Origin of the sequence: Actinotalea ferrariae, assembly GCF_019733465.1 — a bacterium.
GTDB lineage: Bacteria > Actinomycetota > Actinomycetes > Actinomycetales > Cellulomonadaceae > Actinotalea > Actinotalea ferrariae_A.
Genome location: NZ_JACVQL010000051.1, coordinates 23,691 through 46,412, shown reverse-complemented (window position 1 = coordinate 46,412; position 22,722 = coordinate 23,691). Strand labels below are relative to the sequence as shown.

The 22,722-nt window shown below is 73.8% G+C and carries 21 protein-coding genes; 6 read left to right on the top strand and 15 right to left on the bottom strand.

Annotation, left to right across the window (positions count from 1 at the left end; genetic code table 11):
- Window positions 1-34 precede the first annotated feature (34 nt).
- From ICW40_RS04640 to ICW40_RS04615, 6 genes are all read right to left on the bottom strand, one after another.
- A complete protein-coding gene (locus ICW40_RS04640; RefSeq protein WP_221652663.1) occupies window positions 35-817 on the bottom strand; it encodes a pseudouridine synthase in 783 nt (260 codons plus the stop codon).
- Entirely contained in the window at window positions 814-1,530 is a 717-nt protein-coding gene (scpB, locus tag ICW40_RS04635; RefSeq protein WP_221652662.1) for an SMC-Scp complex subunit ScpB, read from the bottom strand. Before scpB ends, ICW40_RS04640 begins: the two co-directional genes overlap by 4 nt.
- Window positions 1,527-2,549: a segregation and condensation protein A gene (locus ICW40_RS04630; RefSeq protein ID WP_221652661.1), complete on the bottom strand. Its 1,023-nt coding sequence runs from the start codon at window positions 2,547-2,549 to the stop codon at window positions 1,527-1,529. The genes scpB and ICW40_RS04630 overlap by 4 nt, the downstream gene beginning before the upstream one ends.
- Window positions 2,539-3,414 (bottom strand): ParA family protein, encoded by an 876-nt coding sequence (locus ICW40_RS04625; RefSeq protein ID WP_374199130.1) that lies wholly within the window; start codon window positions 3,412-3,414, stop codon window positions 2,539-2,541. The genes ICW40_RS04630 and ICW40_RS04625 overlap by 11 nt, the downstream gene beginning before the upstream one ends.
- 94 nt (window positions 3,415-3,508) lie before the next feature.
- Window positions 3,509-4,480: a site-specific tyrosine recombinase XerD gene (xerD, locus tag ICW40_RS04620; protein ID WP_221652660.1), complete on the bottom strand. Its 972-nt coding sequence runs from the start codon at window positions 4,478-4,480 to the stop codon at window positions 3,509-3,511.
- A gap of 4 nt (window positions 4,481-4,484) precedes the next feature.
- Window positions 4,485-5,489, bottom strand: coding sequence for a heme o synthase (locus ICW40_RS04615; protein ID WP_374199129.1), 1,005 nt, complete (start codon window positions 5,487-5,489; stop codon window positions 4,485-4,487).
- Between the two features lie 296 nt (window positions 5,490-5,785).
- Between ICW40_RS04615 and tkt the strand changes: the two genes are divergently transcribed.
- From tkt to ICW40_RS04585, 6 genes are all read left to right on the top strand, one after another.
- Window positions 5,786-7,960 (top strand): transketolase, encoded by a 2,175-nt coding sequence (tkt, locus tag ICW40_RS04610; protein WP_221652658.1) that lies wholly within the window; start codon window positions 5,786-5,788, stop codon window positions 7,958-7,960.
- A 68-nt stretch (window positions 7,961-8,028) separates the two neighbouring features.
- Window positions 8,029-9,213: a transaldolase gene (gene tal / locus ICW40_RS04605; RefSeq protein WP_221652657.1), complete on the top strand. Its 1,185-nt coding sequence runs from the start codon at window positions 8,029-8,031 to the stop codon at window positions 9,211-9,213.
- A gap of 37 nt (window positions 9,214-9,250) precedes the next feature.
- Window positions 9,251-10,792 (top strand): glucose-6-phosphate dehydrogenase, encoded by a 1,542-nt coding sequence (zwf, locus tag ICW40_RS04600; protein WP_221652656.1) that lies wholly within the window; start codon window positions 9,251-9,253, stop codon window positions 10,790-10,792.
- A 49-nt stretch (window positions 10,793-10,841) separates the two neighbouring features.
- Window positions 10,842-11,762, top strand: a complete 921-nt coding sequence (gene opcA / locus ICW40_RS04595) for a glucose-6-phosphate dehydrogenase assembly protein OpcA (RefSeq protein WP_221652655.1) — start codon at window positions 10,842-10,844, stop codon at window positions 11,760-11,762.
- Window positions 11,759-12,529, top strand: coding sequence for a 6-phosphogluconolactonase (gene pgl / locus ICW40_RS04590; protein ID WP_221652654.1), 771 nt, complete (start codon window positions 11,759-11,761; stop codon window positions 12,527-12,529). The genes opcA and pgl overlap by 4 nt, the downstream gene beginning before the upstream one ends.
- Window positions 12,530-12,532: 3 nt before the next feature.
- The gene (locus ICW40_RS04585) at window positions 12,533-13,189 is read left to right on the top strand and encodes an O-methyltransferase (protein ID WP_221652653.1); all 657 of its coding nucleotides are present in this window, start codon (window positions 12,533-12,535) and stop codon (window positions 13,187-13,189) included.
- Window positions 13,190-13,318: 129 nt separating this feature from the next.
- Here the strand turns inward: ICW40_RS04585 and ICW40_RS04580 are convergent, their stop codons facing one another.
- The 9 genes from ICW40_RS04580 to uvrC form a co-directional block, all read right to left on the bottom strand.
- Window positions 13,319-13,666, bottom strand: a complete 348-nt coding sequence (locus ICW40_RS04580) for an RNA polymerase-binding protein RbpA (protein ID WP_221652652.1) — start codon at window positions 13,664-13,666, stop codon at window positions 13,319-13,321.
- 12 nt (window positions 13,667-13,678) lie between these two features.
- Window positions 13,679-13,924: a preprotein translocase subunit SecG gene (gene secG / locus ICW40_RS04575; RefSeq protein WP_221652651.1), complete on the bottom strand. Its 246-nt coding sequence runs from the start codon at window positions 13,922-13,924 to the stop codon at window positions 13,679-13,681.
- Window positions 13,925-14,104: 180 nt separating this feature from the next.
- A complete protein-coding gene (gene tpiA / locus ICW40_RS04570) occupies window positions 14,105-14,905 on the bottom strand; it encodes a triose-phosphate isomerase (RefSeq protein WP_221652650.1) in 801 nt (266 codons plus the stop codon).
- Window positions 14,905-16,110: a phosphoglycerate kinase gene (locus tag ICW40_RS04565; protein ID WP_221652649.1), complete on the bottom strand. Its 1,206-nt coding sequence runs from the start codon at window positions 16,108-16,110 to the stop codon at window positions 14,905-14,907. The genes tpiA and ICW40_RS04565 overlap by 1 nt, the downstream gene beginning before the upstream one ends.
- Window positions 16,111-16,263: 153 nt before the next feature.
- Window positions 16,264-17,271, bottom strand: coding sequence for a type I glyceraldehyde-3-phosphate dehydrogenase (gene gap, locus ICW40_RS04560; protein WP_221652648.1), 1,008 nt, complete (start codon window positions 17,269-17,271; stop codon window positions 16,264-16,266).
- A gap of 241 nt (window positions 17,272-17,512) precedes the next feature.
- The gene (gene whiA, locus ICW40_RS04555; RefSeq protein WP_221652647.1) at window positions 17,513-18,493 is read right to left on the bottom strand and encodes a DNA-binding protein WhiA; all 981 of its coding nucleotides are present in this window, start codon (window positions 18,491-18,493) and stop codon (window positions 17,513-17,515) included.
- 17 nt (window positions 18,494-18,510) lie between these two features.
- Complete coding sequence (locus ICW40_RS04550) at window positions 18,511-19,491, bottom strand: gluconeogenesis factor YvcK family protein (RefSeq protein WP_260458783.1); 981 nt, start codon at window positions 19,489-19,491, stop codon at window positions 18,511-18,513.
- Between the two features lie 89 nt (window positions 19,492-19,580).
- Window positions 19,581-20,513 (bottom strand): RNase adapter RapZ, encoded by a 933-nt coding sequence (gene rapZ / locus ICW40_RS04545; protein ID WP_221652646.1) that lies wholly within the window; start codon window positions 20,511-20,513, stop codon window positions 19,581-19,583.
- A complete protein-coding gene (uvrC, locus tag ICW40_RS04540; protein ID WP_221652645.1) occupies window positions 20,510-22,651 on the bottom strand; it encodes an excinuclease ABC subunit UvrC in 2,142 nt (713 codons plus the stop codon). Before uvrC ends, rapZ begins: the two co-directional genes overlap by 4 nt.
- Window positions 22,652-22,722 lie beyond the last annotated feature (71 nt).

Sequence of the window (22,722 nt, the reverse complement as noted above, 5' to 3'; positions counted from 1 at the left end):
CCGGGCAGCGTACCCAGCGCCCCGCGCGGCGCGCTCACAGGCCCACCGCCGTCATGAGGGCGCCGAGCTCCTCCCGGCCGAGCACGCGCGTGCGACCGGGCCGGAGGTCGCCCAGGCGGATCGGCCCGACCTGGGTCCGCACGAGCCGCGTGACCGGGTGCCCGACCTCCTCCATGAGGCGGCGCACGATGTGGTTGCGCCCCTCGTGCAGGACGAGCTCGACGAGCGTGGCGTCGGGCGCCGTGTCGACGACGCGGAACTCGTCCACGGCCGCGGGACCGTCCTCGAGCCGCACGCCGGCCCGCAGCTTCACGCCGACGGCGCCCTTGACGCGACCCTCGACGGTCGCGAGGTAGGTCTTCTGCACGCCGTGCGACGGGTGCGAGAGCCGGTTGGCCAGCTCGCCGTCGTTCGTCATGAGGAGCAGGCCCTCGGTCTCGGCGTCGAGCCGGCCGACGTGGAACAGGCGCTCCTGGCGGTCCGCGACGAACTCGGACAGGGACCGGCGGCCCTGGGGGTCGTGCATCGTCGAGACCACGCCGAGCGGCTTGTTCAGGGCGAGCGTCACGAGCGAGGTGTCGAGCTGCAGGCGCATGCCGTCGACGTGCACGACCGCGCGGCGCGGGTCCACGCGCACGCCGAGCTCGCGCACCACCACGCCGTCGACCTCGACGCGACCGGCGGCGATGAGGTTCTCGCACGCCCGGCGCGAACCGAGGCCGGCGGTGGCGAGCACCTTCTGCAGCCGGGTGCCGTCCGGGTCGTGCACGTCACGGACCGGGGCGCGCCCGGCCCTTCCGTCGTTGCGCGGGCTCATGCGTCCACCCCTTCGGTCGTGCGCTGGTCGTCGAGGCCGAGCGACTCGATGTCGGGCAGGTACGGCGCGAGCGGCGGCAGCTGGTCGAGGCTCGTCATGCCGAGCCGCTCGAGGAAGTACGACGTCGTGCCGTAGAGCACCGCGCCGCTGGGCTCCGTGCCGAGCTCCGCCACGAGGCCGCGTGCGGTCAGGGTGCGGACCACGGAGTCCACGTTCACGCCGCGGACGGCGGACACCTGCCCGCGCGTGACGGGCTGGCGGTAGGCGATCACGGCAAGCGTCTCGAGCGCGGCCTGCGTCAGGCGCGCCGTCTGCCCGTCGAGCACGAAGCGGCCGACGACGTCGGCGTGCGCGGACGCCGAGTAGATGCGCCAGCCGCCCGCGACGTGCCGCAGCTCGAACCCGCGCGGCCGGCCTCCGCCGGTGCCCCGGTACTCCTCGGCGAGCGCGACGAGCGTCTCCTCGACCTCGGCCGTCGGCAGGCCGAGCACCGTCGCGAGCTGCACGGCGCTCACGGGCGTGTCCGCGACCATGAGGACGGCCTCGATCGCCGCCGCCGCCCCGCCCGGGAGGTCCGCGACGTCGAACGCGAGCTCGTCGACGGAGGCGGGTGCTCCTGGGGAGGCTGCCGGTGCGGCGTCTCCCGGCTCGTCCACCGCCTCGACCTCCGGCTCCGCGCCCTCGTCGGTCGCGACGTGCCCCGTCTCGCTCATGCGGGTCCCTCCTGGTCACCGGCGTCGGCCGGCGTGGTCTCCGGTCTTGCGGGCACCGGGGCTGCGGCCTCTGCGGGCGCCGGCGGCGCGGGCTCCGGCGCGTCGCCGTCGTAGTCGTCGACCACCTCGACGTCGCCGTCCTCCGAGCCCGTCCACCGCACGGTCAGCTCGCCGAGCGGGTCGATCTGGTCGAAGGCGACGACGCCCTCGCGGAAGAGCTCGAGGAGCGCGAGGAACCGCACGACGACGACCAGGGTCGAGTCGGCGTCCTGCACGAGCGCACGGAACGAGCCCGAACCGGTGCGGCGCAGCCGGTCGACGAGCACGGCCGCCTGCTCGCGGACGCTCACGGCGGGGGCGTGCAGGTGCGAGAGGTCGACGCCCGCGGGCGCCTCCTTGGGGCGCAGCGCGTGGGCCGCGAGGATCGCGAGCTCGGACGGCCCGATCTCGAGCACGAGCTCGGGCAGGAGCGCCGCGAGCTCCGGCTCCATCGCGACGGCACGCGGCAGGCTGCGCGCCTGCGTCGCGAGACGGTCACCCAGGGCCGCGGCCATCTCCTTGTACGCGCGGTACTGCAGCAGCCGCGCGAAGAGCAGGTCCCGCGCCTCGAGCATCTCGAGGTCCTCGGCGTCCTCGACGACCCCCGAGGGCAGCAGCCTGGCGGCCTTGAGGTCGAGCAGCGTCGCGGCGACCACGAGGAACTCGCTGATCCGGCCGAGCTCCCAGGGCGCGTCGGTGCGCTCGGCCGCCCGGACGGCCGCGATGAACTCGTCGGTGACCTGCGCCAGCGCGACCTCGGTGATGTCGAGCTTGTGCTTGGCGATGAGGCCCAGCAGCAGGTCGAACGGTCCGGTGAAGTTCTCGAGGTGGACCTCGAAGCCACCGCCCTGCACGGCCCTCCCGGCACCGGCCGGCGCGCCGTCGTCCGCGCGTCCGGGCGGCGCGACCTGGTCCGGCCTCTCGGCCGTCACCGCCGCGGCGGGCGTGGGTCCGGTCGCGACCGCGACCTCAGGCGGCATCGCCGCGGGCCACCAGCTCGCGTGCGAGCTGGCGGTACGCCGTCGCACCGGGGTGCGTCGGGGCGTAGCTCGTGATCGGCTCGGCGGCCACGGACGAGTCGGGGAACTTCACCGTGCGCCCGATGACGGTGTGCAGCAGCTGGTCGCCGAAAGCCTCGTGCACGCGCGCGAGCACCTCGCGCGAGTGCAGCGTCCGCGGGTCGTGCATCGTCGCGAGGATCCCGTCGACCTGGAGGCGCGGGTTGAGCCGGTCCCGGACCTTCTCGACCGTCTCCACGAGCAGGGCGACGCCGCGCAGCGCGAAGAACTCGCACTCGAGCGGGATGAGGACCCCGTGGGCGGCGGTGAGGGCGTTGACGGTCAGCAGCCCGAGCGACGGCTGGCAGTCGACGAGGATGACGTCGTACTCCTCCTCCGCGGGCCGCAGCACGCGCGAGAGGATCGACTCGCGCGCGACCTCGCCCACGAGCTGGACCTCGGCGGCCGAGAGGTCGATGTTCGCCGGCAGCAGGTCCAGCCCCTCGACCGACGTGGGGCGCACCACCTCGGCCAGCGTCGCGTTGCGCTCCATGAGCAGGTTGTAGACCGTGCGCTCGAGCTCGTGCGGGCTGGTCCCCAGGCCCACCGAGGCGGCACCCTGCGGGTCGAAGTCGACGACGAGGACGCGGCGGCCGTAGTCGGCCAGGGCGGCACCCAGGTTGATGGTGGTCGTGGTCTTCCCGACGCCGCCCTTCTGGTTGCACAGGGCGATGATCCGCGCCGGGCCGTGGGAGGCGAGGGGCGCGGGCTCGGGGAACACCGGGAGAGGCCGTCCGACCGGGTCGGTCGCCGTCGTCGCGGGGGCGTCCGGGTCCAGGCTGGTCACGGCCCCGAGGCTACCGCAGCGACCGCCGCGGGCCGGGCAGCAACGCCCGGCGGGGCCGTCGTCCGGTCGGCCGCCGTCGTCACCGCACTCGCCGTCAGCCCAGCGCGCGCGGGTGCGCCGCCGCGTAGACCTCGCGCAGCGTGTCCGGCGTCACCTGCGTGTAGATCTGCGTCGTGGTCACCGACGCGTGGCCGAGGAGCTCCTGCACCACGCGGACGTCGGCACCGCCCGCGAGCAGGTGGGTCGCGAACGAGTGGCGCAGCGTGTGCGGCGAGACGTCGTCCGCGCGCGCGATGCCGGCGCGCTGCGCGGCCTGCCGCAGCACCGCCCACGCGCTCTGGCGGCTCAGCCGCTCGCCCCGCGTGTTGAGGAACACGGCGGGCGTCCCGCGCCCCGACGCGGCCAGCACGGGCCGGGCGCGCACCAGGTAGGCCTCGACGGCCTCGCGCGCGTACGAGCCCACGGGCACGACGCGCTCCTTGCTGCCCTTCCCGAAGAGCCGTGCTGCGGCGGCGGAGGGCTCGAGCTCCAGGTCGTCGACGTCGAGCCCGACGACCTCGCTGATCCGCGCCCCGGTCGAGTAGAGCAGCTCGAGCAGCGCCCGGTCCCGCAGCGGCACCGGGCCGTCGCCGAGCGCGGACGCGGCGAGGAGGCGCTCGACGTCGTCCGTCGAGAGCGCCTTGGGGAGCCGCTTGGGCTGCGCCGGCGGCCGCACGCCGCGGGACGGGTCGTCGGGCGTCATGCCCTCAAGGGCGCAGAACCGGTGCCAGCCGTGCACGGCTGCGACGACGCGCGCGGTCGACGCCGCCGAGAGGGTCGACGCGCCGTCGCGTCCGGTCCGGACGGCGGTGACGAAGTCGCGGACGTCGGCCTCGGTGACCTCGGTCACCGACGTGCGGCCGAGTGCCGCGAGGTGGGCCGTGTACCGCGTGAGGTCGCGCCGGTACGCGCTCAGGGTGTTGGCCGCGAGCCCGCGCTCGACGGCGAGGTGGTCGAGGTAGGCGCCGACGGCGCGGAGCAGCTCGGACGACGGCTCCGCGCCGGCGGCCTGGGCTGCGGTGCCCACGTCGTCAGACCGGCAGGAAGGGGTCGACCGCGATGGCGACGAAGAGCAGCGTCAGGTAGGTGATCGAGCCGTGGAAGACGCGCATCTCGCCCAGCCGGACGCCCTGGCGCGGCGTGCGTGCGCGGCGCAGCAGCGCCACCGTCGACGCGAGGAACCAGGCGCCGAGGACGGCTGCGACGACCGCGTAGACCCACGTCATGCCGGCGAGCGGGACCAGCACGAGCGAGCACGCGACCATGCCGAGGGTGTAGCCGACCATCTCCCACGTGACGCGCACGTCGTTCGCCACGACCGGCAGCATCGGGACGCCGGCCGCGGCGTAGTCGCCCCGGAACTTCATCGACAGCGGCCAGTAGTGCGGCGGCGTCCAGAAGAAGATGACGCCGAAGAGCGCGACGGGCGCCCACGCCACGGAGTCCGTGACGGCCGACCACCCGATCAGCACCGGCATGCAGCCGGCCACCCCGCCCCACACGATGTTCTGCGGCGTGCGGCGCTTGAGGATCATCGTGTAGCCGACGACGTAGAGCAGGATCGCCGAGAGCGCGAGGACCGCGGACAGCACGTTGACGAGCGCCACGAACCACACGACCGCGAACAGGCCGAGCGCGTAGCCGAACACCAGGGCGGCCCGCGGGGTCACCTCGCCCGTGACGAGCGGGCGCCGCTTCGTGCGGTGCATGAGCTTGTCGATGTCACGGTCGAGGTAGCAGTTGAGCGTGTTGGCCGAGGCGGCCGCCGCTGCGCCGCCCACGAGGGTCGCGAGCACCAGACCCACCGACGGGAACCCGCGCTCGGCGAGGATCATGGTCGGCACCGTGGTGATGAGGAGCAGCTCGATGATCCGCGGCTTCGTGAGCGCGACGTAGGCCCCGGCCCGGGACAGCGCCCGTGCCAGGGCGCCCTGCCGGGTCGTCCCCTCCGCCCCTGCGGGCACCGCCGCGGGGAGGTCGACCGGGGGGACGGCTGCGCCCGGTCCGGCGTCGAGGCGTCCACTGGCAGTGCGCACGCGCGAGGGCTCCGTTCTGCGGGGTTGCTGACGACCATGGTAGGCCCGCCGCCGCCGTGAGCGGGTCGCCCCGCGCGTCGGGCGCCCGGACGTGACCGACCCCACAGGCACCGCGTCCACCTGACGGCACAACAATCGCATCGGGGCGCCCGCGGGTAGGCTCGACGCGTGATCCGGCGCACACCGCCGGACCCCCTACCGGCGCACGTCACCGGCCGCTCACGGCCCCTGACGGCGTGCGCCGAACGCACCAGGCGACACGACCCGGGCGACCGTCCGGGCAGGAAAGAGGCTCCGTGAACGCGTCCCCCAGCCCGACCGACGAGCTCCAGCTCGAGTGGACGGACCTCGACCGCCGCGCCGTCGACACGGTCCGTGTCCTCGCGGCCGATGCGGTCGAGAAGGTGGGCAACGGCCACCCCGGCACGGCGATGAGCCTCGCCCCCGCGGCGTACCTGCTCTTCCAGCGGACGATGCGCCACGACCCGGCGGACCCGCACTGGCTGGGCCGAGACCGGTTCGTCCTGTCGGCCGGGCACTCGAGCCTGACGCAGTACATCCAGCTCTACCTCGCCGGCTACGGCCTCGAGATCGAGGACATCGCGGCGCTCCGCACGTGGGGCTCGAAGACCCCGGGTCACCCCGAGTACAAGCACACCGAGGGCGTCGAGATCACCACCGGGCCGCTCGGCCAGGGGCTCGCCAGCGCGGTCGGCTTCGCGATGGCGGCGCGGCGCGAGCGCGGGCTCCTCGACCCCGACGCCGCACCGGGCACCAGCCCGTTCGACCACCACGTGTACGTGATCGCGTCCGACGGCGACCTCCAGGAGGGCGTGACGTCGGAGGCGTCGTCGCTCGCGGGCACCCAGAAGCTCGGCAACCTCGTCGTGCTGTGGGACGACAACCACATCTCGATCGAGGGCGACACCGAGATCGCGTTCACCGAGGACGTCCTCGGGCGCTACGAGGCGTACGGCTGGCACGTGCAGTCGGTGGACTGGACGCAGACGTCGGACGGCAGCCCCTACTCGGAGGACGTCGAGGCCCTCGCCGCCGCGATCGAGGCGGCCAAGGCCGTCACGGACCGGCCGTCGTTCATCCGCCTCCGCACGATCATCGCCTGGCCCTCGCCGACGAAGCAGAACACGCACGGCTCGCACGGCTCCAAGCTGGGCGGCGACGAGGTCCGCGCGCTCAAGGAGCTCTTGGGCTTCGACGCCGAGGCGACCTTCGCGGTCGAGCCCGAGGTCATCGAGCACACGCGTCAGGCCCTCGAGCGCGGTGCGCAGGCCCAGGCGCAGTGGCAGGAGGGCTACGACGCGTGGCGTGCCGCGAACCCGGACCGCGCGGCGCTGCTGGACCGGCTCGTCGAGCGGTCGCTGCCCGACGGCTGGGCCGACGCGCTCCCCACGTTCCCGGCCGGCAAGGCCGTAGCGACCCGCGCCGCGTCGGGCGAGGTGCTCTCCGCGCTCGCCCCGGTGCTGCCCGAGCTGTGGGGCGGCTCCGCCGACCTCGCCGGCTCGAACAACACCACGATGAAGGGCGAGCCGTCCTTCCTGCCGCCCGAGCGCTCGACCCACGAGTTCGAGGGCCACGAGTACGGCCGGACGCTCCACTTCGGCATCCGCGAGCACGGCATGGGCGCGATCCTCTCCGGCATCGCGCTGCACGGGCTGACGCGGCCGTACGGCGGCACGTTCTTCACGTTCAGCGACTACATGCGTGGTGCCGTGCGGCTCGCCGCGCTCATGGGCGTCCCCGCGATCTACGTCTGGACGCACGACTCGATCGGCCTCGGCGAGGACGGACCGACCCACCAGCCGGTCGAGCACCTCACCGCCGTCCGCGCCATCCCCGGGCTCGTCGTCGTGCGTCCGGCCGACGCGAACGAGACGGCGCAGGCCTGGAAGGCGATCCTCGAGCGCACCGACCACCCCGTCGGCCTCGTCCTGACGCGGCAGAACGTGCCCACGTTCCCGCGCGGCGAGGACGGCTACGCGTCGGCCGAGGGCGTCGCTCGCGGCGCGTACGTGCTGCTCGAGGCGAGCACCGGGACGCCCGACGTCATCCTCATCGGGACCGGCTCGGAGGTGCAGATCGCCGTCGCGGCACGCGAGCGGCTCGAGGCCGACGGCATCGCGACGCGCGTCGTGTCCGCCCCGAGCCTGGAGTGGTTCGCCGAGCAGGACGAGGCGTACCGCGAGGAGGTCCTCCCCGCGGCCGTGAAGGCGCGCGTCTCGGTCGAGGCCGGCATCGCGATGTCGTGGCACAAGATCGTCGGGGACGCGGGCCGGACCGTCTCGCTCGAGCACTACGGCGCGTCCGCGGACTACGAGACGCTCTACCGCGAGTTCGGCCTGACGCCCGAGGCCGTCGTCGAGGCGGCACGCGAGTCCCTCACGGCGGCCCGCGGCGACGCGGACCCGGGCAGCGCGGCCGTCCCGACCGAGAGCGGCACCGGCGACCTCTGACCGACGTCCCACGTGGAAGGCCCCGGCCGGTCTCGGCCGGGGCCCCACCCCGATCGAAGGAGCACGTCATGACCGAAGCAGGCACCGGCACCTCGACCTCCGGCACCTCGACCTCCGTACCGGCACCGATCGCGGCGCTGCGCGACGCGGGTGTCGCGATCTGGCTGGACGACCTCTCGCGTGAGCTGCTGCGCGGCGGCGGGCTCGCCGAGCTCGTCAGCGGGCGCGGCGTCGTGGGCGTCACGACCAACCCGACGATCTTCGCGTCGGCCCTCGCGAAGGGCAGCGCCTACGACGCGCAGCTGTCCGAGCTCGCCGCGGCGGGCGCCGACGTGGACGAAGCGGTCTTCACGATCACGACCGACGACGTGCGCGACGCGTGCGACGCGCTCGCGGACGTGCACGCCGCGACGGGCGGCCTCGACGGCCGGGTCTCGATCGAGGTCGACCCGCGCCTGGCGAAGGACACGGACGCGACCGTCGCGACGGCCGAGCGCCTGTGGCGCACCGTCGACCGGCCGAACCTCTACATCAAGATCCCCGCGACGCTCGAGGGCCTGCCGGCGATCACCGCGGTCATCGCGCAGGGCATCAGCGTCAACGTCACGCTGATCTTCTCGCTCGAGCGCTACCAGGCCGTGCTCGACGCCTACCAGGCCGGCCTCGAGCAGGCGCGGGACGCGGGCCGGGACCTCTCGGGCATCCACTCGGTCGCCTCCTTCTTCGTCTCCCGGGTCGACGCCGCGGTGGACAAGAAGCTCGACGCGATCGGCTCGTCGGAGGCCGCCGCGCTGCGCGGCTCGATCGCGATCGCCAACGCGCGACTCGCCTACCGCCTCTACGAGGAGGTCGTCGCAGCCGAGCGCTGGCAGGCCCTCGCGTCGGCCGGCGCCAACGCGCAGCGGCCGCTGTGGGCGTCGACCGGGGTCAAGGACCCTGCGTACCCCGACACCCGGTACGTCGACGAGCTCGTCGCCCCCGGCGTGGTCAACACGATGCCCGGCGGGACCCTCGAGGCCGTGGCCGACCACGGGGACGTGCGCGGCGACACCGTCACGGGCGCCTACGACGACGCGGCGGCGCAGGTCGAGGCGCTCGCGGGGCTCGGCATCGACCTCGGCGAGGTCACGGAGGCGCTCGAGGTCGAGGGCGTCGAGAAGTTCGAGAAGAGCTGGGACGAGCTGCTCACGACCGTCTCCGCAGGTCTGGCGCGCAGCGCCGTCTCGTCGAGCAACCAGGAGGCCGGCCAGTGACCGCTCCGACGACCGCCCTCGCGCCGGCGGGCGCCCGGTGAGCCCCTCGCGCTCCGCGCAGCAGGTCAACCCCCTGCGCGACCCGCGTGACCGGCGCCTGCCCCGCATCGCCGGGCCCTGCGGCCTGGTGATCTTCGGCGTGACGGGGGACCTGGCCAAGCGCAAGCTCATGCCCGCCGTGTACGACCTCGCCAACCGCGGGCTCCTGCCGCCGGGCTTCGCGCTCACCGGGTTCGCGCGGCGGGACTGGGCGACGCAGGACTTCGCCGAGGTCGTGTACGACGCCGTGAAGAAGAACGCCCGGACGCCGTTCCGCGAGAGCACGTGGGAGCAGCTGCTCAAGGGCATCCGCTTCGTCCAGGGCGAGTTCGACGACGACGCCGCCTTCGACCGCCTGAGCCAGACGGTCAAGGAGCTCGACGCCGAGCAGGGCACGGGCGGCAACCACGCGTTCTACCTGTCCGTGCCGCCGGGGGCGTTCCCGCTCGTGTGCCGCCAGCTCGCGCGGTCCGGGCTCTCCAAGCAGCAGGAGGGCGCCTGGCGCCGGGTCGTCATCGAGAAGCCGTTCGGCCACGACCTGGCCAGCGCGCGCGAGCTGAACGACGTCGTCTCGGAGGTCTTCGAGCCCGAGTCGGTGTTCCGCATCGACCACTACCTGGGCAAGGAGACGGTCCAGAACATGCTGGCGCTGCGGTTCGCCAACCAGCTGTTCGAGCCGATCTGGAACGCCAACTACGTCGACCACGTGCAGATCACCATGGCCGAGGACATCGGCATCGGCGGTCGCGCCGGGTACTACGACGGCATCGGCGCAGCCCGGGACGTCATCCAGAACCACCTGCTCCAGCTGCTCGCGCTCACCGCGATGGAGGAGCCGGTCTCCTTCGACGCGCAGGACCTCCGGGCCGAGAAGGAGAAGGTGCTCTCGGCCGTGCGGGTGCCCGCCGACCTGGCGCGGCACACCGCGCGCGGCCAGTACGCGGCCGGCTGGCAGGGCGGCGAGGAGGTCGTCGGGTACCTCGACGAGGACGGCATCGCGCCCGACTCGGCGACGGAGACCTACGCGGCCATCCGCGTGGACATCGACACCCGGCGCTGGGCGGGCGTCCCGTTCTACCTGCGCGCCGGCAAGCGCCTCGGCCGCCGCGTCACCGAGATCGCCGTGGTCTTCAAGAAGGCGCCGCACCTGCCGTTCGAGTCCACCGCGACCGAGGAGCTCGGCAAGAACGCGCTCGTCATCCGCGTGCAGCCGGACGAGGGCGTGACGATCCGGTTCGGCTCGAAGGTGCCCGGGACGGCGATGGAGGTCCGCGACGTCACGATGGACTTCGGCTACGGCCACGCCTTCACCGAGTCCTCCCCCGAGGCGTACGAGCGCCTCATCCTCGACGTCCTGCTGGGCGACCCGCCGCTGTTCCCGCGGCACGAGGAGGTCGAGCTCTCGTGGAAGATCCTCGACCCGATCACCGCCTACTGGGCGCGGCACGGGACGCCTGAGGCCTACCGGTCGGGCACGTGGGGCCCCGCGTCCGCCGACGAGATGATGGCGCGTGACGGTCGGGCCTGGCGCCGGCCGTGACGCCTCGTGACCTGACCCGATCGGCCCGTCCGACCCGAGGGGTGTCCTCATGATCATCGACCTGCCCGACACGACCACGACGGCGGTCACCAAGACGCTCGTCCGCCTGCGCGACGAGGGTGGTGCGGTCGCCCTCGGCCGCGTGCTCACGCTCGTCATCGACGCCGAGGCGGAGGACGTCGAGCAGGCCATCGAGGCCGCCAACGACGCGAGCCGCGAGCACCCGTGCCGCGTCATCGTGCTGGCGCGCGACGCGAGCCGGACGACGGCGCGGCTCGACGCCGAGATCCGCGTCGGCGGTGACGCGGGCGCGAGCGAGGTGGTCGTGCTGCGCGCCTCCGGGGAGATGCTCGCCCACAGCGACACCCTCGTCATGCCGCTGCTCCTGCCGGACGCGCCGATCGTCGCGTGGTGGCCGGCCGAGCTGCCCGAGCACCCGGCCGAGCACCCGCTCGGCGCGATGGCCCAGCGGCGCATCACCGACTCCCTCGCCTGCTCGGACCCGCTGAGCACGCTCCGCCGCCTCCGCGACGGCCACCGAGCCGGTGACACCGACCTCGCGTGGACCCGGCTCACGGCCTGGCGGGGGCTGCTGGCCGCGGCGCTCGACCAGCCGCCCTACGAGCCCGTCACGCGGGTCGAGGTGTCCGGCCACGAGACGCACCCGTCGGTGCCGCTGCTCGCGGCCTGGCTCGCGCACGCGCTGCGCTGCCCGGTCGACGTCGTGCGCGAGAAGGACGTGCAGGGCATCACGCGGGTCGTGCTCGAGCGGGCCTCGGGCCCGGTCGTGGTGACCCGCCCGGACGGCCTCGTCGCCACCGTGCAGCAGCCGGGGCAGCCCGAGCGGACCATCGCGATGCCGATGCGCTCGCTGCGCGAGTGCCTGTCGGAGGAGCTGCGCCGCCTGGATCCCGACGAGGTGTACGGCGAGGTCCTGGTCGACGGCCTCGAGCGGGTGGGGGCGGCGTGACCGGCCCGGCCCGCGTCGTCGTCGTCCACCCCGACGCCACGACGCTCGCGCAGGCGACGGCCGCCCGGCTCCTGCTGCACCTGATCGACGCCCAGAGCACGCACCGCCCGCTGCACGTCGCGCTGACCGGCGGCACCGTCGGCATCCGCACGCTGGCCGAGGTCGCCGCGTCGCCGCTCCGCGACGCGGTCGACTGGACGGGCGTGCACCTGTGGTGGGGCGACGAGCGCTTCCTGCCCACGGGTGACCCTGAGCGCAACGAGACGCAGGCCCGCGAGGCGCTGCTGGACGCCCTGGCCGTCCCCGGGGAGAACGTCCACCCGATGCCCGGACCGGACCGGTCCGCGTCGCCGGAGGAGTCGGCCGAGGCGTACGCAGCCGAGCTCGCGCGCGCCGCGACGTCGGCGTCGCCGGACGCCATCGCCCCCTCCGACGACGCCGGTCCGCAGGTGCCGCCGTTCGACGTCGTGCTCCTCGGCATGGGTCCGGACGGTCACGTCGCGTCCCTCTTCCCGGGCCACCCGGAGCTCGACGTGGTGGACCGGACCGTCGTGGGCGTGCACGGCTCGCCCAAGCCGCCGCCGGAGCGCGTGAGCCTCACGTACGCGGCCCTCGAGGCCGCGGACGAGATCTGGGTCGTCGCGGCAGGAGCGGAGAAGGCCGACGCCGTCGGGCGTGCGCTCGCCGGCGACGACGCGACGCCCGCGGCCCGAGCCGTCGCGCGCGGCCGGACCCTCTGGCTCCTCGACGCGGCCGCGGCGGGCTGACCCGTGCGCGAGTGGGCCGACGTCGACGCCTACCTCGAGCAGCTGTTCCCGCCGGACGACGTGCTGCTCGGCGCCAACCGCGCGGCGCACGAGGCCGGGCTTCCCGCGATCCAGGTCTCGGCGGCGCAGGGCCGGCTGCTGACGCTGCTCGCGCAGGTGCACGGCGCCTGCCGGGTGCTGGAGTTCGGCACGCTGGCCGGCTACAGCACCATCTGCCTCGCGCGCGGGCTCACGGGTGCGCGGCACGTCACGACGCTCGAGATCGACCCCGCCCACGCCGCTGTCGCCGTGCGCAACGTGGAGGCGGCCGGCCTGGCCGACGTCGTGGACGTCCGCGTCGGACCGGCCGCAGAGACGGCGGCACGCCTGGTCGAGGAGCGCGTCGAGCCCTTCGACCTCGTCTTCGTCGACGCGGACAAGCCCTCCAACGTGCGCTACCTCGAGCTCTCCCTCGAGCTCACGCGTCCCGGTGCGGTGATCGTCGTCGACAACGTCGTGCGCGGTGGCGCGATCGTGCGCCCGCCGTTCGACGACCGCGCCGAGGGCGCGCGCGCCGTGCTCGAACGTGTCGCGGGCGACCCCGCGCTCATGGCGACCGCGATCCAGACGGTCGGCGACAAGGGCTACGACGGCTTCCTCCTCGTCCGCCGGCTCCCCTAGCGCGCCTGCACGAGCACCGCACGCACACGCGGCGCGTGCATCCGTGGCGCGCACATCCGCGGCGCATGCACGACGAGGCCCCCGCCGCGGATCGCGACAGGGGCCTCGTGGGTGGTGCGGGGGGGCTGCTCAGCCGCCGCGGCGGGCGCGGAGCGCGGCGAGCGCCTCGTCGAGGATCGCGGCGCCGTCCTCGTCGGACCGGCGCTCCTTCACGTACGCGAGGTGCGTCTTGTACGGCTCGTTGCGCGAGGGCGACGGCGGGTTGTCCTTGTCCTGCCCCGCGGGGAAGCCGCAGCGCGGGCAGTCCCAGGTCTCGGGCGCCTCAGCGCCGCCCTCCTCCGAGAAGCTCGGCTTCGTCTCGTGCCCGTTCGCGCACCAGTAGGACACCCAGAACCGGGGTGCCTGCTCGCCGCGCTCGGCTTCGCCCATCGGGCCGGCCCCGACACGGGACCCTCGGATCGCGCTACCGCTCGCCATCGAAACTCTCCCTTACGCGCTGACGCGCTGGATCAGGCCGAGCAGCACGACGACGAGGGTCCACAGGAGGGCCAGGCCGATCGTGAGCCGGTTCAGGTTGCGCTCCGCGACGCCCGAGCTGCCCGCGCCGCTGGAGACGCCGCCGCCGAACATGTCGGAGAGACCGCCGCCCTTGCCCTTGTGCAGCAGCACCAGGACGACGACCAGGAAGGAGGTCAGGACCAGCAGGACCTGCAGGATGATGCGCAGAGTGTCCACGTGCTCGTACGTCCCTCGCGTCGGAAGTGCGGCGCCGGCGGGCGCCCGGACAAGGATAGGCGACGTCCACGCGCCAGGACGACATGCCGGGCGGGTGAGTGTCGCGCCGCGGCCCGAGCAGGTCGGCCGACAAGGGTCGGCCCACCCGCTCGGGCGCGGGTCAAACGGGTGCGACGGGGCTCAGAGGCCCGTCTGGTGGGACTGGTACCGGACGATCTTGGCGAACTCCTCGGCGTCGAGGCTGGCCCCGCCGACGAGCGCGCCGTCGACGTCGGGCTTGTCCATGATTGCCGCGATGTTGCCGGACTTCACCGAGCCGCCGTACAGGACGCGCACGCCCGCGGCGAGCTCGGGCGAGTAGAGCTCGGCGAGCTTCTCGCGGATCGCGCCGCAGACCTCCTGCGCGTCCTCGGGCGTCGCGACCTCACCGGTGCCGATGGCCCAGACGGGCTCGTACGCGATGACGACGTCCTTGGCCTTGTCCTCCGGGAGCCCGGCCAGGCCGCCCTCGACCTGCGCGAGCGTGAACGCCACCTGGTCGCCCGCCTTGCGCACGTCGAGGCCCTCGCCGACGCACAGGATCGGGACGATGCCCTGGCCGAACGCCGAGGCGACCTTCGCCGCGCAGAGCGCGTCGTCCTCGCCGTGGTACTGGCGTCGCTCCGAGTGCCCGACGGCCACGTAGGAGACACCGAGCTTCGCGAGCATGACCGGGGAGATCTCCCCCGTGTACGCGCCCTCGGTGTGCGCAGAGACGTCCTGGGCGCCGTACTTGAGCTCGTACTTGTCCGCGTCCACGAGCGTCTGCACCGAGCGCAGGTCCGTGAACGGCACCAGCACGGCGACCTCGACGGCCGAGTAGTCGTGCTTGGCGTCCTTGAGCGACCACGCGAGCTTCTGCGCGAGGTGCGTCGCCTGGTGGTGGTCGAGGTTCATCTTCCAGTTGCCCGCCATGAGCGGCGTGCGGTTCTGCGTGGCCATCAGGCCTCCTCCTCCAGGACGGCGATGCCGGGGAGCGTCTTGCCCTCGAGGAGCTCGAGGCTCGCGCCGCCACCGGTCGAGATGTGGCCGAACCCGGCCTCGTCGAAGCCGAGCATCCGCACGGCCGCGGCGGAGTCGCCGCCGCCGACGATCGTGAACGCGCCCGCGCTGCCCGCGTCGACGAGCGCCTGGGCGACGGCACGCGTGCCGGCCGAGAACGCCTCGAACTCGAACACGCCCGCGGGGCCGTTCCACACGACGGTCTTCGCGTCGAGGATCTTGCTGCGGAAGAGCTCGCCCGACTCCGGGCCGATGTCGAGGCCGATGCGGCCGTCCGGGATCGCGTCCGCGGCGACGACGTCGTGCGGGGAGTCCGCCGCGAACGCGTCCGCCACGACGATGTCCGTCGGCAGGACGATCTCGACGCCACGCTGCTCGGCGTCGGCCAGGTAGCCCTTGACGGTCTCGATCTGGTCCTCCTCGAGCAGCGAGCTGCCCACGGAGTGGCCCTTGGCCGCGAGGAACGTGAAGACCATGCCGCCGCCGATGAGGAGCCGGTCCGCCTTGGTCAGCAGGTTCGCGATGACGCCGAGCTTGTCCGAGACCTTCGAGCCGCCGAGCACGACGACGTAGGGGCGCTCCGGGTCCTCGGTCGCCTTGCGCAGCGAGGCGACCTCCTTGAGCACCAGCGAGCCGACCGCGGACGGGAGGCGCCGGGCGACGTCGTACACCGACGCCTGCTTGCGGTGGACCACGCCGAAGCCGTCGGAGACGAAGACGTCCGCGAGGGAGGCGAGCTCCTCGGCCAGCTCCTCGCGCTCGGCGTCCACCTTCGACGTCTCGCGCGGGTCGAACCGGATGTTCTCGAGCAGCGCGATCTCGCCGTCGCCGAGCCCGGCGACGGTCGCCTTCGCGGACTCGCCCACCGTGTCCTCGGCCAGCGCGACCGGACGGCCGAGCAGCTCGCCGAGGCGCGCCGCGACGGGCGCGAGCGAGTACTTCGCCTCGGGTGCGCCCTTCGGGCGGCCGAGGTGCGCGGTGACGACGACGCGGGCACCCGCGTCGAGCAGCGCCGTCAGGGTCGGGAGCGCCGCGCGCACGCGGCCGTCGTCGGTGATCGTCGAGCCGTCGAGCGGCACGTTGAAGTCCGACCGCACGAGGACGCGCTTGCCGCGCAGGTCCCCGAGGTCCTCGATGGTCTTCATGGTCCTCATTCCTGGTTGAAGAGCGGTGGGGTCCCCCGGACGCACCGGGACCCCGGACATGACGACGTCCGCGTGCGCACCGTGACCCGGGGGCCGCGGTGCGCACGCGGACGCATGGTCGTGCAGCTGTCGTTCAGTCCGTGCGGGACGAGGTCAGAGACGCTCGCCGACGTACGTCGTCAGCTTGACGAGCGAGTTGGAGTAGCCCCACTCGTTGTCGTACCAGGAGACGACCTTGACCAGGTCGCCCGTGACCTTCGTGAGGCCGGCGTCGAAGATGCTCGAGGCCGGGTCCGTCTCGATGTCCTTGGAGACGATCGGGTCCTCGGTGTACGTGAGGATGCCCTTGAGCTCCGGGGACTCCGACGCGGCCTTGATCGCGGCGTTGACCTCCTCGACGGTGACCTCGCGGCTCGCCGTGAACGTGAGGTCCGTGGCCGAGCCCGTGGGCGTCGGGACGCGCATGGCGTAGCCGTCGAGCTTGCCCTTGAGGTGCGGGAGCACGAGCGAGACGGCCTTGGCCGCACCCGTCGAGGTCGGGACCATGTTGAGGGCGGCGGCGCGCGCACGGCGGAGGTCCTTGTGGGGGCCGTCCTGCAGGTTCTGGTCCTGCGTGTACGCGTGGATGGTCGTCATGAGGCCGCGGACGATGCCGAAGTTCTCGTCGAGGACCTTCGCGAGCGGCGCGAGGCAGTTCGTCGTGCACGACGCGTTCGAGATGATGTTGTGGTTCGCCGGGTCGTACTCGGTGTGGTTCACACCGACGACGAACGTGGCGTCCTCGTTCTTGGCGGGCGCCGAGATGATGACCTTCTTGGCGCCGGCGTCGATGTGCGCCTTGGCCTTGGTCGCGTCCGTGAAGATGCCGGTCGACTCGATGACGATGTCGGCACCCAGCTCGCCCCAGGGCAGGGCGGAGGGGTCGCGCTCGGCGAGGGCCTTGAACGACTTGCCGCCGACGGTGATCGACGTCTCGTCGTAGGTCACCTCCTGGGGAAGGCGGCCGAGGATGGAGTCGTACTTCAGCAGGTGCGCGAGGGACTTGTTGTCCGTCAGGTCGTTCACGCCGACGATCTCGATGTCGGCGCCCGACTCGAGCACGGCGCGGAAGAAGTTACGTCCGATACGGCCGAAGCCGTTGATTCCGACGCGGATGGTCACTATGCCTCCTCGGGGCGCGCCGGTTCCGCCGACACGCGATGGGTCACTATCGGATGCGTACGGCGCTGTACGCGCCTGGCCGGACCGTGACTGAACCTCGATCCCCAGATGGGGCCCAGGTTACACGGACGACACATCCGGTGCGTCGGGACGTCCGTCCTTGGGACGGCGCGCCGTGCCGTGCTGGCCGCGGGCGGAACCCGGTACGGGGCCCGCTCGGAGGTGCGTGGAGGGTGCCGGCTCAGACGTCGAGCATGTCGGCCGTGAGGCCGGCCTCGGTGTCGGGGATGCCCAGCTCGGCGGCCTTCTTGTCGGCCGTCGCGAGGAGGCGGCGGATGCGCCCGGCGACGGCGTCCTTGGTCAGCGGCGGGTCGGCCAGCTGGCCGAGCTCCTCGAGTGACGCCTGCTTGTGGGCGAGCCGCAGCTCACCGGCCTCGCGCAGGTGCTCCGGCAGGTCCTCGCCGAGGATCTCGAACGCCCGCTCGACCCGTGCGCCGGCCGCGACGGCGGCGCGCGCGGACCTGCGGAGGTTCGCGTCGTCGAAGTTCGCCAGGCGGTTGGCGGTCCCCCGCACCTCGCGCCGCATGCGGCGCTCCTCCCAGACGAGGACGGCGTCGTGCGCGCCGAGGCGCGTGAGCATGGCGCCGATCGCGTCGCCGTCGCGGATCACGACCCGGTCCACGCCACGCACCTCGCGGGCCTTGGCCGCGATCCCGAGCCGGCGGGCGGCGCCCACGAGTGCGAGCGCGGCCTCGGGGCCGGGACACGTGACCTCGAGCGCGGCCGAGCGGCCGGGCTCGGTCAGCGAGCCGTGGGCCAGGAACGCGCCGCGCCAGGCGGCCTCCGCCTCCCCGAGGCCCGCCGAGACCACCTGGGGCGGGAGCCCGCGGACCGGCCGGCCGCGCCCGTCGAGCAGGCCCGTCTGACGCGCGAGCGACTCGCCGTCCTTGACGACCCGGACGACGTACCGGGTGCCCCGGCGCAGGCCACCCCCGCTGACGACGACGACGTCGCTCGTGTGGCCGTAGACCTCGGAGATGAACTGGCGCAGGCGGCGGGCCGCGACGCCCGTGTCGAGCTCGGCCTCGATGACGATGCGGCCCGAGATGATGTGCAGGCCGCCCGCGAAGCGCAGGGTCGCGGAGACCTCCGCCTTGCGGCACGACGTCTTGTCGACGGTCAACCGGGCGAGCTCGTCCTTCACCTGTGCCGTCAGTGCCATGGGCGTCATCCTGCCATTCACGAGGGGCTCCCCCCGACGTCGCCGAGGACGCCCTCGAAGGCGTCGCGGTACGCGGCGGCGAGCCGCAGCGCGTCGTGGCGCGGGCTGCCGTCCCCCACCTGCACCTGGCGCAGGAGCACCTGCGCGCCCATCTCGCGGGCCTTGTCCTGCAGCCCGCCGATGTCCTCGATCGCGGCGGGATCGGCCACGACGACGTCGATCCGCAGGTCGGGAGCGTGCGCCTGGAGCGCCGCCAGGTGCTCGAAGCACGTCATCCCGCCCTCGTCGCCCGCCGGGTGCAGGTTGAGCGTCACGCACCGCCGGGCGCGCGTGCGGTGCAGCGCGTCGGACAGGCCGGGGACGAGCAGGTGCGGCATGACCGACGTGAACCACGAGCCGGGGCCGAGAACCACCCAGTCGGCGGCGTCGACCGCCTCCACCGCCTCGACGCACGCGGGCGGGTCGTCCGGGAGAAGCCGGACGCGGCGCACGCGCCCGTCGGCGACGGCGACCTGGCTCTGACCGCGCACGACGCGGACCTCGCCCGCGGCGTCCTCGATGTCCGCCTCGATCGCCAGGGGCACCGACGCCATCGGCAGCACGCGCCCGCGCGCCCCGAGCAGGCGTCCGACCCAGTCGAGGCCGCCCACGGTGTCCCCGAGGAGCTCCCAGAGCGCCACGATGAGGAGGTTGCCCACGGCGTGCCGGTCGAGCGTGCCCTCGGAGCTGAAGCGGTGCTGCAGCACGTCGCGCCACGTCCGGCCCCAGTCCGAGTCGTCGCACAGCGCGGACAGCGCCATCCGCAGGTCGCCCGGCGGGAGCACGTCCATCTCCTGCCGCAGCCGGCCGGACGAGCCGCCGTCGTCGGCGACGGTCACGACGGCGGTCAGCCGGTCCGACATCAGGCGCAAGGCCGAGAGGCTCGCGTACAGCCCGTGACCACCGCCGAGGGCCACCACCGCCGGGCCGACTCCGCCGGCGCGGACCGGCGCGACCAGGCGCGACGCGGTGTCCGCGGGCGCGCCGGCACCGGCCGGACGCGCGATGCGCCCGGCGGGGTCGTGGACCCCGCCGGTCCCTCCGGACGTCACTCCCGCCCCAGGTCGCGGTGCGAGACGACGACGCGGTGCCCACGGCCGCGGAGCTCGGCCGCGAGGGCCTCCGACAGCGCGACGGAGCGGTGCTTGCCACCGGTGCAGCCGACGGCGAGCGTCGCGTAGCGCTTGTCCTCCTGGACGTACCCGGCGAGGACGGGCTCGAGCGCGTCGGCGTAGCGGCCGACGAAGGTCTGCGCCCCGTCGAGGCCCAGCACGTAGTCGCGGACGGGCTCGTCCCTGCCGGTCAGGTGGCGCAGCTCGGTCACCCAGTAGGGGTTCGCGAGGAACCTCACGTCGGCGACGTGGTCCGCGTCGAGCGGCAGGCCGTACTTGAAGCCGAACGACACGACGTTGATGCGCAGCGCGTCCTCGTCGCCGCCGGTCACCGCGCTCCGGACCGTGTGGGCCAGCTCGTGGACGTTGAGGTCGGTCGTGTCGATGACGACGTCCGCACGCTCGCGGATCGAGGTCAGCAGGGCGCGCTCCTGCGCGATCCCGTCGAGGATCCGGCCGTCGCCCTGGAGCGGGTGCGGGCGGCGGACCGTCTCGAACCGCTGCACGAGCACCTGGTCCGACGCGTCGAGGAACATCGTGCGGTAGGTGATGCTCGCGCTGCGCAGCGAGTCCGCGACCGCCGAGAGGTCGGCGAAGAACTCGCGCCCGCGGACGTCGACCACGGCCGCGAGGCGCTGCACGCCGCCCGGGGTCATCATCCCCACGAGCTGCGGGAGCAGCTGGGCGGGCAGGTTGTCGACGACGTACCAGCCGAGGTCCTCGAGCACCGCCGCCGCGCGCGTGCGCCCCGCACCCGACATGCCGGTGATGAGGAGCACCTCCGGCAGCTCGGTGCGCGGCGCCGGCGTGGCTGCCTCGAGTGCGGGGATGCCGGTCGGCACGGTCGTGGGGGGCGGCTCTCCGGTCATGGCTCCAGCATGCCAGCGGATGCTGGATCGTTCCCGAGGGCCGCCAGGACCGCCTGGGCGGTCCGCGGGCCCATGCCCTTGACCGCCGCGATGTCCTCGACGCTCGCGGCCTTGAGCCGCGCGACGGAGCCGAAGTGCTTGAGGAGGGCGGCCGTCCGGCTCGGTCCGAGCCCCGGCACGCTGTCGAGCGCGGAGACGGTCATCCCCTTGCTGCGGCGCGCGCGGTGGTGGCGGATGGCGAAGCGGTGCGCCTCGTCGCGCACGCGCTGGAGCAGGTACAGGCCCTCCGAGCTGCGCTGGAGGATCACGGGGTAGTCCTCCCCCGGCAGCCAGACCTCCTCGAGCCGCTTCGCGAGCCCGCACAGGGCGACGTCGTCGATGCCGAGCTCCGCCAGGGCACGGGCGGCGGCCGCGACCTGGGGCGGGCCGCCGTCCACGACGACGAGGTTCGGCGGGTAGGCGAAACGTCCGCGCGCCGGCTCGGCCTCGCGGGCGACAGCGCCCGACCGGGGCTCGTGACGCCGTCGTGCCGGTGGCGCCGAGGGCGGCGACGCCGCGTCGTCGGGGGTCGGCCCCGCGCCCGGGTCCGCGCCGTCAGGTGCGAACGGGTGGCCCTCGGCCGTGGCGTCCTCGAGGTCGCCGAGGTCCGGCGCACCCGAACGCGCCTGGTCCTCGAGGTAGCGACGGAAGCGCCGCGTGATGACCTCGTGCATCGCGGCCGTGTCGTCCCGCGCGCCCTGCCCGTCGGGGCCGCGGACGACGAACTGCCGGTACTCCGACTTGCGCGCGAGGCCGTCCTCGAACACCACCATCGACCCGACCTGGTGCGTGCCCTGCGTCGTGGAGATGTCGTAGCACTCGATCCGCAGGGGCGCGCTGTCGAGACCCAGCGCCTCCTGGATCTCGCGCAGCGCCTGGCTGCGCGTCGTGAGGTCGGACGCCCGCTTGGTCCGGTGCAGCACGAGCGCCTGCTCGGCGTTGCGGCGGACGGTGTCGGCCAGCGCGCGCTTGTCGCCGCGCTGCGGCACGCGGACGTCGACGCGGGCCCCCCGCAGCCCCGAGAGCCAGTCCGCGACCTGCGCGGGGTCCGGCGGGAGCACCGGCACGAGCACCTCGCGCGGCACCGCGCTCGTCGCGGCGACGGTGCGCTCGGGTCGTGCCGCGCTCGCCGTCGGGCTCGGCGGTGGCGTCTGCGGTGCGTCGCCGTCGCCGTAGACCTGCTGGAGCAGGTGCTCGACCAGCTCGGCGTCGGTGACGTCCTCGACCTTCTCGACGATCCAGCCGCGCTGACCACGGATGCGTCCGCCGCGCACGTGGAAGACCTGCACGGCCGCCTCGAGCTCGTCGCCCACGAGGGCGAAGACGTCGGCGTCGGTGCCGTCCGCGAGCACGACGGCGTTCTTCTCGGTCGCGCGCTGCAGGGCGCCGATGTCGTCGCGCAGCCGCGCGGCGTTCTCGAAGTCGAGCTCGGCCGACGCCTCCTGCATGCGCTTCTCGAGTCGCCTGACGAACCGCGCCGTGTCGCCCGCCATGAAGTCGCAGAAGTCCTCCGCGAGCGAGCGGTGGTCCTCCGCGGAGATGCGGCCCACGCACGGGGCCGAGCACTTGTCGATGTAGCCGAGGAGGCACGGGCGGCCGGCCTGCGCCGCGCGCTTGAAGACGCCTGCCGAGCACGTGCGGACGGGGAAGACGCGCAGCAGGAGGTCGACGGTCTCGCGGATCGCCCACGCGTGGCCGTAGGGACCGAAGTACCGGGTGCCGGGCCGCTTCGCGCCGCGCATCACCTGCACGCGCGGGTACTCCTCCCCCAGCGTGACCGCGAGGTAGGGGTAGGACTTGTCGTCGCGGTACTTGACGTTGAACCGCGGGTCGAACTCCTTGATCCAGGAGTACTCGAGCGCCAGCGCCTCGACCTCGGTGCCGACGACGGTCCACTCGACCGACGCCGCGGTGGTCACCATCTGCTGGGTGCGCGGGTGCAGGGCCGAGAGGTCCTGGAAGTAGCTGTTGAGCCGGGAGCGCAGGCTCTTGGCCTTGCCGACGTAGACGACGCGCCCGTGGTTGTCGCGGAAGCGGTAGACCCCCGGGGAGTCCGGGATCTCGCCGGGCCGGGGACGATACGTCGCCGGGTCTGCCATGGTGACGAGCCTAAGCCAGCCCGCCGACAGCCTCGGACCAGCCCCAGCCCCTCGCGGTGCGCGCGGCGCCT